Source organism: Proteus sp. ZN5, assembly GCF_011046025.1.
Lineage (GTDB): Bacteria > Pseudomonadota > Gammaproteobacteria > Enterobacterales > Enterobacteriaceae > Proteus.
The window spans coordinates 3812591-3824682 of record NZ_CP047639.1; the positions used below are offsets into that span (position 1 = coordinate 3812591).

General features: G+C 41.3%; 10 protein-coding genes. 8 read left to right on the forward strand and 2 right to left on the reverse strand.

Features of this window, described 5'->3' with window-relative positions:
• Positions 1-18: 18 nt before the first annotated feature.
• Entirely contained in the window at positions 19-2325 is a 2307-nt protein-coding gene (mrcB, locus tag GTK47_RS17635) for a bifunctional glycosyl transferase/transpeptidase (RefSeq protein WP_165125652.1), read from the reverse strand.
• A gap of 128 nt (positions 2326-2453) precedes the next feature.
• Positions 2454-4886 carry an ATP-dependent helicase HrpB gene (gene hrpB / locus GTK47_RS17640; RefSeq protein WP_165125655.1) on the reverse strand — a complete coding sequence of 811 codons (2433 nt, stop codon included), beginning with the start codon at positions 4884-4886 and terminating at the stop codon, positions 2454-2456.
• Positions 4887-4971: 85 nt separating this feature from the next.
• Between hrpB and sfsA the strand changes: the two genes are divergently transcribed.
• From sfsA to panD, 8 genes are all read left to right on the forward strand, one after another.
• Positions 4972-5682 carry a DNA/RNA nuclease SfsA gene (gene sfsA / locus GTK47_RS17645; protein ID WP_165125658.1) on the forward strand — a complete coding sequence of 237 codons (711 nt, stop codon included), beginning with the start codon at positions 4972-4974 and terminating at the stop codon, positions 5680-5682.
• Between the two features lie 196 nt (positions 5683-5878).
• Positions 5879-6334, forward strand: coding sequence for an RNA polymerase-binding protein DksA (gene dksA, locus GTK47_RS17650; protein ID WP_023580786.1), 456 nt, complete (start codon positions 5879-5881; stop codon positions 6332-6334).
• A gap of 53 nt (positions 6335-6387) precedes the next feature.
• Positions 6388-7299, forward strand: coding sequence for a tRNA glutamyl-Q(34) synthetase GluQRS (gene gluQRS / locus GTK47_RS17655; RefSeq protein ID WP_165125661.1), 912 nt, complete (start codon positions 6388-6390; stop codon positions 7297-7299).
• Positions 7300-7336: 37 nt separating this feature from the next.
• Entirely contained in the window at positions 7337-8944 is a 1608-nt protein-coding gene (pcnB, locus tag GTK47_RS17660) for a polynucleotide adenylyltransferase PcnB (RefSeq protein WP_109393313.1), read from the forward strand.
• Positions 8937-9431, forward strand: coding sequence for a 2-amino-4-hydroxy-6-hydroxymethyldihydropteridine diphosphokinase (gene folK / locus GTK47_RS17665; protein ID WP_165125664.1), 495 nt, complete (start codon positions 8937-8939; stop codon positions 9429-9431). The genes pcnB and folK overlap by 8 nt, the downstream gene beginning before the upstream one ends.
• Before the next feature lie 356 nt (positions 9432-9787).
• Positions 9788-10579: a 3-methyl-2-oxobutanoate hydroxymethyltransferase gene (gene panB, locus GTK47_RS17670; protein ID WP_165125667.1), complete on the forward strand. Its 792-nt coding sequence runs from the start codon at positions 9788-9790 to the stop codon at positions 10577-10579.
• Between the two features lie 42 nt (positions 10580-10621).
• Positions 10622-11473 carry a pantoate--beta-alanine ligase gene (gene panC, locus GTK47_RS17675; RefSeq protein ID WP_165125670.1) on the forward strand — a complete coding sequence of 284 codons (852 nt, stop codon included), beginning with the start codon at positions 10622-10624 and terminating at the stop codon, positions 11471-11473.
• Positions 11474-11502: 29 nt separating this feature from the next.
• Positions 11503-11883, forward strand: coding sequence for an aspartate 1-decarboxylase (gene panD / locus GTK47_RS17680; protein ID WP_064719124.1), 381 nt, complete (start codon positions 11503-11505; stop codon positions 11881-11883).
• Positions 11884-12092 lie beyond the last annotated feature (209 nt).

Here is a 12092-nt window from a genome sequence, read left to right on the forward strand (position 1 = left end):
GCTAATCTATGTGATTACTTACTCAGAAAACAGATCTTGTAACCATTTCGGGGCGCCACTTTCATCAGTATCTTGCTGAATAGGTGTGCACAATCCATCTGGATTTGCTGTCCATACAGGTAGAGTACGAACACCACCATCATAGCAAGCAAAGTTACCTTGAGCATCGACAGACATCTCTGCGATATCTTCTGGCACTGGTGGATTTAATTTCAGCGGTGCCTGATTCTCTAAATAATTACGGTACAGCAATAATGCCCCTGTTGAACCCGTTAAGTTCGTTGGGCCATTATTATCGCGTCCCATCCATGAAATAGTCACTTCTTTGCCATCTATTCCCGCAAACCAACTATCACGGAGATCGTTAGTGGTACCAGTTTTACCTGCAAGATTGTAATTACCAAATTTTGGTTTTAATACACGCCATGCTGTTCCTGAATTCACCACTTGTTGCATACCAAATAACGTCATATAAGCCGCTTGAGGAGAAACCGTCGTTTCAGCTTGAGGATAACTTTGGTAAAGCACTGTACCATCTTGGGCAATCACAGAACGCAATGATGATAATTTTGCACGATTACCTAAACTACCAATTGTTTGGAAGGTTTGAGCCACTTCCATTGGCGTTAAGTTTAATGCACCTAATAACATCGCTGGCACTTTTTCTAGATTTTCCGCTGGTGCACCTAAGTTGATCCATGTTTTGATCACTTGGTCTAATCCCACTTCTAAACCAAGATTTACTGTAGGTATATTACGTGAGGTTGCTAACACATCCACCAGCATTAATTTACCTTTATAACCACGATCGTAGTTACGAGGTTGCCAAGGTTTCCCCCCCGGAATAGGCACTGAAATCGGTTCATCAGCAAGCCATGTATTTAAACGAAAACGCTCTGGTTCACTTAATGCGGTTAAATAGGTCGCGGGTTTTGCCAAAGAGCCGATTGAACGACGGGCTGATAATGCACGGTTAAAACCTGCATATTGTGGTTGAGATCCCCCCACTAAAGCTCTTACTTCACCACTTAAGCGATCCACAACAACCATCGCCCCTTCAAGATCGTCAATTTTACGAACTTTACGGATATCCGCGACACCCACTTCAACCGCTTTTTCAGCTGCATCTTGTGAGACAGGATCTAATGTGGTGAAAATTTTTGTACCTGATAAATCTTTCACTTTATCGCCCAAGGTTGTTTGTAACTCTTGGCGAACCAGTTGCATAAACGCAGGTTGAGGCGTTAACGCTTCGCTACGTGGCTTCACACCTAAAGGACGCGCACTAAGCACATTGTAAAGCTCTTGGTCAATTATCTCTTGGGTTTGCAGTAGTTTTAATACCACATTACGGCGTTCTAACGCTGCTTTAGGGTTGCGCCAAGGATTATAAGCAGAAGCACCTTTAACCATCCCTACTAAAAGCGCTTGCTGATCAAGGCTTAATTCATCAACAGGACGACCGAAATAGTAAAGGCTAGCTAAAGGAAAACCTCTAATTTGTTCATCGCCACTTTGCCCTAAAAAAACCTCATTAAGATACAGCTCTAAAATGCGATCTTTGCTATAACTCGCATCCATAATGATCGCCATATAGGCTTCATTAAGCTTTCTTTTTAACGTTCTTTCGTTAGTCAAAAACAGGTTTTTCACTAACTGTTGCGTTAAGGTACTCCCACCTTGAACTGCTTTACCCGCCGTAAAGTTCGCTAATACTGCACGGCCAATAGAATAAAGGCTGATACCGTCGTGCTCATAGAAACGGCGATCTTCTGTTGCAATTAATGTATCCACTAATAATTGTGGGAATTTATCTCTTGCTAAGAATAAGCGTTGTTCACCATTTGCAGATTGCATCATGGTAATTAATTTAGGATCAAGACGGAAAAAGCCAAACTGCCGCTGATTATCCATGTTAGTAATACTAACCAAGGAATTCTGCTCAAAGGCTAATTTAGCTAAAATTTGTTCTTCACGACCATCAGGAAAATCGAAAGGTCGGCGCAACATTTCAATCGTGTTGCCTCTTACCACAAATTCGCCGGGACGAGTGATTTTGTTAACATTGCGGTATTGCATACCCTCAAGCAAGCTCACCATCTCTTTTTGGCTATAATTCATGCCCGGTTCTAAGTTAACAGTACGTCCGTAAACCGCGGCGGGTAATTCCCAAACATTGCCATCAAGGCGCTCTTTAATTTGAGAATGTAAATAAACACCATAAATGCCCATTAAAACCGCAACCACAATGGCGATTTTGACAAATAACCAAAACCAAGAACGACCTCTTTTGGTTTGTTTCGCTGGTCTTTTCTTTCTACTCATGAACTGTATCTCTCATTAAAACCCCTTTATCACGGGATAAAGAAGCCTAACATTGTCGCTATTTTTCTGTGTGATCCCACAAGAAAGCTCTCAAATACGAATAAAACTAGGGTAAAACTAATATTCATTTATTGGCTATATTTTTTTACTCGCCGTGTGGGTGCGGTATCTGCGGGTGAGTCAGGCCATAAATGCTTGGGGTAACGCCCTTTCATCTCTTTTTGCACCTCTTTATAACTTCCTGCCCAAAAGGTCGCCAAATCTTGTGTTTTCTGAATAGGTCGATGAGCAGGTGATAGTAACTCCATCACAACGGGTAATTGACCATTCGCTACAATAGGACTTTGCTGTTCGCCATAAACCTCTTGAATGCGGATCGCAATCACAGGAGGTAACTCCAAATCATAGTTGATAATCACTTTTGTGCCTGTAGGCGCCAAATAATGCGTCGGAAATAAGCTTTGAAGCAACTGATTTTCATGCCATGTTAATTGATTTTTAATAATTGTATTAATATCAATTTGTTGTAATGCCTTTAATGTCTGAACATCTCCCATCTCAGGCAATAGCCATGTTTCTAACGTTTCAAGTAACACCGTTTCTTCTAAATCAGGTAATAAGGCTTCTGGGCACCATTTTTTCGCTAAAGAAAGGCGTATAAAAAGCTGTTGAGTTTCTTCATTCAGTGCTAAAGCATTTAAACCGTTATCTCTCAGCCAATTCAATAATGCTTGCTGCATTTGCTGTTTATTGGGTTTGTCTAATTGGCGCTGGCTTAAGGTTAATCGCCCTAATTGGCGTTGTTGCCATGCGACCAACGTACCGCGTTTTTCATCCCATTCAACAGTCGTATTATTTTCAATAAGCTCTGGAAAAGTAGCTGATATTTCATCGATATCAATCGGTAGTGCTAATAAAATGCGGACATCAGCATAATGCACATTTTGTAGTAATAATGGTGCTAAGATCCACGGTGTATCACTTATTGAGTGCGAGTGATCCATCATGGCACCTTGTCCATTAGCTAAACGAAAACGCCCTTGGTTATCCCGATTTTTAGCAATCCTATCAGGAAATCCAACCGCTAATAATAAACCTAACAATTCAGGGCAAAACATCCCTTTCCGATGTTGAGAAAGCTGTTTTTCACGTCGTGTCCAGAAAGTGTTTTTTTGTTGAGCAATCCACTCCAGATTAATTTCTTGTCCTCGGGGTGGCTCTTCTAAGATTGCACATAAGCGTGCTGCCGTCGCGAGATGATTATCACTTTGCTCACTTGCATAATCTAAGATCGCAGCAAGTCGAGGCTCTATGCCCCATTGAGCCATGCGCGAGCCTCGTGCGGTTAATCCACCTTGTTTATCTATTGCACCTAAACGATACAATAAATCTTGAGCGGCATGTAATGCTTGGGGTGTTGGCGTATCTAACCAATTCAACTGATTAATGTCACGACAGCCCCACAGCAAGATAGAAAGCCATAACGACGATAAATCACTACTTAAAATTTCAGGTACTTGGTGAGAAGCAACACGCTCTGCCTGTTCTTGGCTTATTAAATGCCAGCAAATACCAGCCTCAAGACGTCCTGCTCGCCCAGCTCTTTGTGTTTGTGATGATTGACTAATTCTTTGACGCAGTAAGCTAGTGACACCGCTTTTCAAATCAAATTGAGCGCGTTTTTCAATAGCGCTATCAAGGACTAAGCGAATACCTTCAATAGTCAGACTGGTTTCTGCAATATTGGTGGCAAGTACGACTTTTCGATAACCTTTTTCAGTTGGCTCAATCGCTTTTTGTTGTTCTGCTAATGAAAGCGCGCCATAAAGTGGAAATAACAAAATATTGCCATCCACTTTATCTTTTAGAATATCTACAACACGCACTATCTCTGCACTACCTGGCAAGAATATCAGCATAGAACCAGTTTCTTGTGCTAATAATCGCAGCGCCATTGTGGCAATTTCTTGTTCAAAGGGTTGATGCGTATTGATAGGAGAATACACCCTTTCGACGGGGTAACTGCGCCCTTGTGCACTGATCATGGGGGCATCTGGTAATAATGAGGTGAGCTTTTGATTATCTAAGGTTGCGGACATAATCAAAACACGTAAATCATCACGTAACCCCATCTGCACATCAAGCAATAGAGCCAGTGCTAAATCTGCCTGTAAACTACGTTCATGAAATTCATCTAAAATCACTAGACTCACGCCCGTTAGTTCCGGATCTTGCTGTAACATCCGGTTTAATACCCCTTCTGTTACCACTTCAAGTCGAGTTTGTAAGCTGACTTTGCTTTCCGCCTTCATACGGTAACCTACCGTATTGCCAACTTCTTCATTTAGCTGACTAGCTAAACGGTAAGCAATGCTTTTAGCGGCTATTCGTCTTGGCTCTAATAAAATGATTTTGCCATCAAAGCAATTTTGCTCCAGCAAATAGAGGGGAAGTGCCGTGGATTTACCTGCACCAGTGGGTGCATGAAGCAAAACTTGTGGGGATTGTTTTAATGCGGTAACGATTTTTTCTGTTACATCAAAGATTGGCAATAAATGCACACAGGCTCCATGGCTCATTAACTTTCTTGGCTAGGCATTGTAGCATTAGCGCTTTATTAAAGGTCGTATTTTCATCGGAGTTGTCATGAAATTTGAGCAACCACTACAATCTGCCACTTTACTAAAACGATATAAACGTTTTTTAGCAGACGTTGTTACCCCTAATGGGGAAGAATTCACGCTCCATTGCGCCAACACCGGTGCAATGACGGGATGTGCAACACCCGGTGATACCGTTTGGTACTCCACCTCTTCAAATGCAAAAAGAAAATATCCGCATAGCTGGGAACTAACTCAAACTCAAACCGATGATTGGATTTGTGTAAATACCTTAAGAGCGAATGGAATTATTGCTGATGCTATTGAGGCCGGTGACATTCCAGAATTATCTGAGTATGACGAGATAAAACGAGAAGTGAAATACGGTAGTGAGAACAGCCGTATTGACATTTTACTTAAATCAAATCATAAAGTTGACTGTTATATTGAAGTGAAGTCAGTCACCTTGCTAGACAACGGGATGGGTTATTTTCCTGATGCCAAAACACAACGCGGTCAGAAACATCTTCGAGAGTTGACGGCTATCGCAAAATTGGGTTTAAGGGCTGTCTTATTCTACGCAGTTCCCCATACTGGCATTACGGAAGTGACTGTTGCTAAAGAGATTGACCCTGACTATGCTTCACTGCTAAAAGAAGCCAGTGATGCAGGGGTTGAAATCTTGTGTTATCGCATCAATATTAGTGAATACAATTTAACAATTGGACAGCAATTACCTTTTATTTCAAATGGTTAATTTAAAATCGTGGTATTAGTTAAGCATTTTTTAACTAAAAAGGGACATTTACTTGCGTGCCTTCACACCATGAGAAAACTTATTGAAGGAATAATTGCTATCCTCGCGGGCATCTGCTATTTATAGCGCCCTATTTTTTCCCCTTCCTGTTTTGAAGGTGGGGATTATTCAGAAATGCGTATGTAGGAGAAGCATTATGCAAGAAGGGCAAAAGCGTAAAACATCGTCCATGAGCATTCTCGCTATTGCTGGCGTTGAGCCATATCAGGAAAAAGCGGGCGAAGAGTACATGAACGAAGCCCAATTAGCGCATTTTAAGCTAATACTTGAATCTTGGCGCAATCAGCTCAGGGATGAAGTCAACCGCACCGTTACTCATATGCAAGATGAGGCGGCAAACTTCCCAGATCCCGTTGACCGTGCTGCACAAGAAGAAGAATTCAGTCTTGAGCTGCGTAACCGTGATCGTGAACGTAAACTCATTAAGAAAATCGAGAAAACACTGAAAAAAGTCGAAGATGATGACTTTGGTTTCTGTGAATCTTGTGGAGTGGAAATCGGTATTCGCCGTTTAGAAGCTCGCCCTACAGCCGATTTATGCATCGACTGTAAAACATTAGCTGAAATCCGTGAAAAGCAGATGGCTGGCTAATAATGAGCAAACGCCTCGACCTAATACGTTGAGGCGTTCATCTGAATCTTTCGATGCACGAGATTACAGACTATATTGGGCGCTTTGCGCCATCGCCAACGGGTCAACTTCATTTTGGCTCATTGGTTACTGCACTTAGCAGTTATCTTCAAGCTCGCGCACACCACGGGCATTGGCTTCTGCGCATCGATGATATTGACCCTCTTAGAGAACCTCCCGGCACTGCATCCCAAATTATTCGCACATTAGAACATTATGGTTTGTTCTGGGATAAAGAGATCCTCTATCAATCGCAACGCCATGATGCTTACCGTGAAATTTTACACACACTTTGGAAAGAAGGTGTTTGCTACCATTGTCATTGTAGCCGTCATCGTTTACATGACTTAGGGGGCGTGTATGATAACCACTGTCGTCACCGTGAGGCACTCACCAATAATGTGACACCTTTTGATAAAGAGAGTGCATGGAGGTTGATCCAACAGCATCCTGTTTATCATTTTGAAGATGTTATTCAAGGTACATATTATTCAAAGAGTACGTCTATCGTGTTAGAAGATATGATTATTCACAGAAAAGATAACTTATTTGCGTATAATCTAGTGACGGTAATTGATGATAGTTATCAGGGTGTAACCGAAGTTGTTAGAGGTGCCGATCTACTTGATCCCACGTTGCGACAAATCAGTTTACATAAACAACTGAATTTACCTATTCCGCGTTATGCTCATTTACCTTTAGCAATAAATCATGACGGTAATAAATTATCGAAACAAAATCACGCGCACGCGTTGCCAGATACTGATCCAAGACCCGTCATTATCGATGCGTTACGATTTCTTAATCAGCCTATTATTGTGGGTTGGCAAGATTATTCGTTAGCATCATTGTTAGAGATTGCGACTGCGCAGTGGTCACCTTCTGAGATTTTAAAACAAAATCATCAGCAACAAGGGTATGAATAAACCACACAAAGCATTCTCAAAAAATGTTCAGTAGGCTATGATTAGCCGCTTAATTTTTTTAATTATTAGAATTTATTATTCGAGGTGTCATATTTTTAATCGAGTAGCACATTTCTGCCGTAATCTGCTAGGGCGACAAACAACGTCATCAGACACACAACCGGTAGCAAGTGAAAGGCCAGTCACTGCATCTGACCGACCAATACAAGAAACACAGAAACCTGTGCGTCGGCGTCCTGCTATATCCGCAGACCGTCCCCGTAAAAAAAAGAGTAATAAAGAAAAGGCGAACGGGAGTGATTTGCCAATGACTGTGATCCCAAGAGATCAACACCCAATTTCACGTAAAGACATCAGTGATAATGCATTAAAAGTGCTTTATCGCCTCAACAACTCTGGCTTTCAGGCTTATTTAGTGGGTGGTGGTGTCCGTGACTTATTACTGGGAAAAAAACCAAAAGACTTTGATATTGCCACTAATGCAACACCTGAAGATGTACGTCGATTATTCCGCAACAGCCGTTTAGTCGGTCGTCGTTTCCGTCTTGCTCATATTATGTTTGGCCCTGAAGTCATTGAGGTTGCGACTTTCCGTGGCTCTCATGAAGATCATGAAGTTTCAGACAATAACCAATCTCAGCAAGCACAAAGCGGTATGTTACTGCGCGACAATATTTTTGGCTCAATTGAAGAAGATGCCATTCGTCGTGACTTTACATTAAACAGCCTTTATTACGGTGTTGATGACTTTGCTGTACGTGATTACGTTGGCGGTTTGGCGGATCTAAAAGCAGGTATTATTCGCTTAATTGGCGATCCTGAAACGCGCTATCGCGAAGATCCCGTCAGAATGCTCAGAGCCATTCGCTTTGCCAGCAAACTGGATATGCAAATTGCGCCTGAAACCGCAGAGCCAATTAGCAGACTCGCCCCTTTATTACGTAACATTCCATCAGCTCGTCTTTTTGAAGAGTCACTAAAATTATTACAAACAGGGCAAGGCTACAAAACTTACAAGTTAATGTGCCGCCATCAATTGCTTGAGCCACTGTTTCCACTGATTGCTTCTAAAATGACGGAGCAACATGATACGCCGATGGAGAGAATGTTAGATCAAGTTCTCAAAAATACAGACTATCGCATTAATAAAGAGATGCGAGTCAATCCGGCGTTCTTATTTGCAGCAATGTTGTGGTATCCATTAATTGAACATGCTGAAAAACTAGTCCAAGAAAGTGGTCTTTCTTACTATGACTCTTTCTCTATGGCGATGAACGATATTTTAGATGAGCAATGCCGTACTATTGCGATACCAAAACGTATTACCACAACAATGCGTGATATCTGGCAATTACAGCAACGTTTACCTAAACGCCAAGGTCGTCGTGCGAATAAATTACTTGAGCACCCTAAATTCCGTGCAGCGTTCGATTTACTGGAATTACGTGCCAATGTACAACGCAACCCAGAGCTTGAAGCGTTAGCAAGTTGGTGGGCTGATTTCCAAGCGTCTAATAATACGCAACAGCGCTCAATGGTATCTGAATTAGGTCAAGCACCAGTTCGCAGACGTCCGCGTCCACGTAAACGCCCTCGTCATCCAAGTGCAAAACCGGCATCTAGACAAGAGAGCACCAATGAATAAACAGAAGAAACGTGTTTATATCATTCTGGGAAGTAATTTGAATTCACCTGACGATCAGGTGAATTCAGCGATTAAGGCAATCAGTGAGATCCCACAAACAACATTGATTGCACAATCATCTTGGTATCGTACACGCCCAATGGGGCCTCAAGATCAGCCTGATTACCTAAATGTCGCTGTTGCGGTTGATACAACATTAGCGCCAGAAGAATTACTTGATAACACTCAAGCCATTGAATTGGCGCAAGGTCGTGTGAGAAAAGAAGGCAATCGTTGGGGACCAAGAACGCTTGATCTTGATATTATGTTATTTGGTGATGACGTGATCCAAACAGAGCGATTAACCGTACCTCATTACGGGCTTAAAGTCCGTGAATTTATGCTTTATCCATTAGCTGAATTAGCACCTGATCTTCGCTTTCCTGATGGTGAGTTATTAGCAGACAGATTGGCGTTAGTGCCTGAAAATGGCATGGAAAAGTGGTAACTTCACACTAATACGCTCTTAATGCTAAAGGTTGATACTGCAAAAAACATAAACAGTATCAGCCTATCTCTTCTCTTTTGCTTTCCCTCAATTTTTCAAACGCCCCTCTCCCTCAATCTTTAAACTCTTTTATATTTATTTTTTACATATAACCAATTGATGAATATAAATAAAAATTATCATTTGTTATTTTTTATTACTCATTTAGTTACTTTTTCTTCGTTTTTAGTCCTTAAATGCTACAATCGAAAGCGGCTTTATTTTGGTAACATAATATTTTCTTTAATAAACAAATGGTTATATGAAGAAATTAATTTTATCTACACACAAAAACGACAATGATGGAGTTTGTTACAATGAAACCCACTACACTTTCAACGCTAAATCGCTATAAGCAAGAAAAGAAAAAATTCGCCACCATCACCGCTTATGATTCAAGTTTTGCCCGCCTTTTTGCACAAGAAGGTATTCAAGCCATGCTGATTGGTGATTCGTTAGGAATGACACTACAAGGTCATAACAGCACGCTACCCGTTACTGTTGAACAAATTGCCTATCACACCCGCTGTGTAAGAGCTGGCGCACCTAATGCCTTCTTAATTGCTGATATGCCCTTTATGTCTTACTCAACACCTGAACAAGCTTGCCTTAATGCCGGCATTTTGATGCAAGCGGGTGCTAATATGGTGAAGATTGAAGGTGGAAATTGGTTAATTCCTACCGTGAAAATGCTGGCTGAGCGTGCAGTTCCTGTCTGCATCCATTTAGGTCTAACACCACAATCTGTCAATGTCTTTGGGGGTTATAAAGTCCAAGGCAGAGAGCACGACGAAGCCGAACAATTAAAGCAGGATGCTATCGCCCTTGAAAATGCAGGTGCTCAATTGGCGGTATTGGAATGCGTTCCTGTTGCTCTGGCAAAAACAATAACAGACGCATTAGCGATGCCAGTTATTGGTATTGGTGCGGGTAATGTCACTGATGGACAAATTCTTGTGATGCATGACTTATTAGGCTTAACCCCTCAAGCACCTAAGTTCTCAAAAGATTTTTTACAAGAAGCAGGTTCATTAAAAGGTGCTGTCAGCCTTTATGTTCAACAAGTGGAACAAGGCCTGTTTCCCGCAGAAAAACATTCATTTAACTGATTTATTATCTTAATTATCAATATCGTTTAAAGGAGTCACGCCATGCTAATTATTGAAACTACGCTTATCTTACGCAGAGAAATCAAGCGATTAAAGCAAGAAGGTAAACGCATTGCATTGGTTCCAACCATGGGTAATCTTCATGAAGGCCACTTAAAACTAATTGAAGAAGCCCGTATTCACGCTGATGTCGTGATAGCCTCTATATTTGTGAATCCACTTCAATTTGATAGAGAAGCAGATTTAGCAAACTACCCTCGAACTTTGCAAGAAGATTGCGAGTTACTGCGTGATAAACATGTCGATATTATCTTTGCACCTTCAGCGAAAGAGATGTATCCACACGGTATGGAAAATCAAACCACCGTTGATGTACCTGTATTGTCTACCGTATTAGAAGGTGCAAGCCGTCCTGGTCATTTTCGTGGTGTTACAACGGTTGTTAGTAAGCTTTTTAATCTTGTGCAACCTGATGTTGCGATGTTTGGAGAAAAAGACTTCCAACAGCTGCAAATTATCAAAAAAATGGTAAGCGATTTATGTATGGATATCAGCATCGTTCCTGTTGCTATCGTACGTGACAAAAATGGTTTAGCACTCAGTTCGCGCAATCGCCTATTATCTGATAGCGAAAAACAGCAAGCCCCTGCACTTTATCAAGCGATGCAAGAAATCGCAGAACAATTAAAGTCGGGTGATCATGATGTTAATCAGTTACTGCAAAATGCAAAAAACACCTTAGAGCAGCAAGGTTTTCGTGCAGATGAGTGCTTTATTTGTGATGCCGATACACTCACACCATTAAGTGAAGAAAGCCGTCGAGCGGTTGTTTTAATGGCAGCATGGCTGGGTAATACACGTCTTATCGATAACCAGCAAGTTAATCTTGTGTAATTAATTATTAGAATATAGGAAACACAACAATGCTACGCACTATGTTACAAGGCAAACTTCATCGTGTAAAAGTGACACAAGCCGATCTGCATTATGAAGGCTCTTGCGCGATTGATCAGGATTTTATGGATGCCGCAGGTATTCTTGAAAATGAAGCGATCGATATTTATAACGTTGATAATGGCGAACGTTTTTCAACTTACGCCATTTGTGCAGAAAGAGGTTCACGAATTATTTCTGTCAATGGTGCCGCCGCTCGTCGTGCTGCCGTTGGCGATCGCTTAATTATTTGCTCTTATGTACAAATTCCTGATAGCGATGCGCGTAGCCATAAGCCAAACATTGCATATTTTGAAGACAACAATGAAATGAAACGTATTGCCAAAGCGGTACCTGTTCAAGTTGCTTAATCAGTAAAATATTGCCCACTTCCCATAGGCAGAGGTTCCCTGCTTATGGGAAATAATAACAAGAACAATAAATAACCTATTGTTATTACTTGCTTGTCACGATTCACCTTGATAAAAACGAGATAAAAGGTTCAAAACCAGTTTTCTTCTCCATTTTTCCTCGCTTATCTTTCTGTAGCTTGTTATAAATCATATAAGTATTGTCTGAC